At 32.6% G+C, this 1680-nt stretch carries 3 protein-coding genes; all 3 read right to left on the bottom strand.

Going from position 1 to position 1680, the window contains the following annotated elements; translation table 11 throughout:
- Window positions 1-251 (bottom strand): hypothetical protein (locus ABD816_RS22040; RefSeq protein ID WP_344931068.1); only part of this gene is annotated, 251 nt, incomplete at its 3' end.
- 163 nt (window positions 252-414) lie between these two features.
- On the bottom strand, window positions 415-729 hold the full coding sequence (locus tag ABD816_RS22035; protein WP_344931066.1) for a hypothetical protein: 315 nt from the start codon (window positions 727-729) through the stop codon (window positions 415-417).
- 4 nt (window positions 730-733) lie between these two features.
- Window positions 734-1680: EndoU domain-containing protein (locus tag ABD816_RS22030; RefSeq protein WP_344931064.1), on the bottom strand; the 947-nt coding region annotated here is incomplete at its 5' end.

Below are 1680 nucleotides of genomic sequence, written 5' to 3'. Positions count from 1 at the left end.
TTCCTATGAATCAAAGGAACAGCATCGTGAGCTCCTACATTATAAGGTTTCAAAGAGTACAATTCATCAATACTTCTGTAAGGAACTCCTTTTTCCATTAACTTTAGTTCAATATATTCATGAGCTACTAACCTCTTAAATCCATCATTAGCCCCAACATCATCAAACCCCTTAATAGCATCTTTCCACTCATCAATATCTTCTATAATTCTTTCGAAGCGTCCAACTTTTAATCCCTCATCTGTATTCATTAAATGTTGTTTTACAAAATAATGATCTTTGACCTTACTGATAACTGATTTAGGAACATTTAAGTTTTTTCGACAAAACTACTTCGTTATTTATAGTATACATTTGTGCCTTATAGGTATCAAAATGTGCTTAGTTAAAAGTATAACTCACCAGAGACTAAAATTAAGATGGTAGCATAGAGCCATTAGCTTCAAAATATTTTAAAGCATTCTTATAATCTGTCAACATTTTAAGGATATCTTTTGTAGGGATTTCTGCTACAAAATCTCCGTGATATTCTAATATAGAAATTTCTTTTCGAATTAATAATTCAAAAACTTCCAATCCCCAACTCATTTTTTCATATTTACCATCAATAGCTAACGTACAACTATCGATACCATCTTGAATTTCTGATGATGTCATTTGATATATCTCAGAAAACATTAGGTTAAAATCAGCATTGTTTGCGTTTATATAAGGTTTAATTTCAAACATATTGTTATCTTTTTTTAGGAAAATAAGATCCGACGTAATCTCTTACAGAATCAAAGTAAAATTGTATTTCTACTTTTCCGTCTGTAGAATACCCAAAATGCAATTGATCATTTGGGTTGTTTACATTGACTTTACCATGATTATTCTTAATGGCATGTTCTACTTCTTGTTTGATTTTAGTATTACTCCATCCCTCTGGGAAGAAAGAGGCTGTACCTCCTAGTTTACCTGTTTCATACTCAACAAAACGTCCATTGATCTTTACGTATTCTTTGTTGTTAATTGAAATAACTGGCTGCCCTTCATAAACTCCTCCTTGACCTATAGATTTATTTTTTACAGTATACGTACCACCATTAGCTTGTATATACTCTTTTAAAGCATTCTCAGAATGACATCCTTTAAACCCTTCCATATTAAATGTCCTGCTATCAATAGTTTTCGACTTTGGATAAAAAGATCCATCTGCTTTGGTTTCTACTTTTAGTACATGAGGTTCACGAGCAATTACTTTGTTTGTAATATCATCAACTTGTGTCCAATTAGGATGTTTCGCTCTGCCAGTTCTTAACCTCCAAGTATTATATCCTCCAAAATTATCAATGTCATCTAAATGCCTAGATACATCTGTTAATTCATCTATATTGGTTCTGATAGCATCGTCTACATTTGCTTTTTTTAGAGTTTTCCAAGATTTTATTAATTCGGGATTTTTTCCAATAGCTTCGACTAATTCTGTAGAAGCTTCTAAATCTGCTCTAAGCCCAGCTTTATAGGCATCATCCACAGAGTTTACTAGATCATCGATCAGTTTAACCCCCGAATTACTGATTTTCCAAGCCTTATATCCTCCAGCTTTTTTGATCTCATCAATATTTTTACCAACCAGCTCTAGTTCATCAAGATTTCTTCTTAGTACATCATCAACCCCTGCATCATTAAGGACCTTCC

The organism is Aquimarina addita, from assembly GCF_039539305.1.
Taxonomy (GTDB): domain Bacteria; phylum Bacteroidota; class Bacteroidia; order Flavobacteriales; family Flavobacteriaceae; genus Aquimarina; species Aquimarina addita.
The sequence above is the reverse complement of the archived record's forward strand: the minus strand, read 5'-3'. Positions and strand labels throughout refer to the sequence as shown.

Bases quoted from the DNA above. Each gene is read 5' to 3' on its own strand.
- ABD816_RS22035 (WP_344931066.1), bottom strand. From the start codon at position 729: ATGTTTGAAATTAAACCTTATATAAACGCAAACAATGCTGATTTTAAC.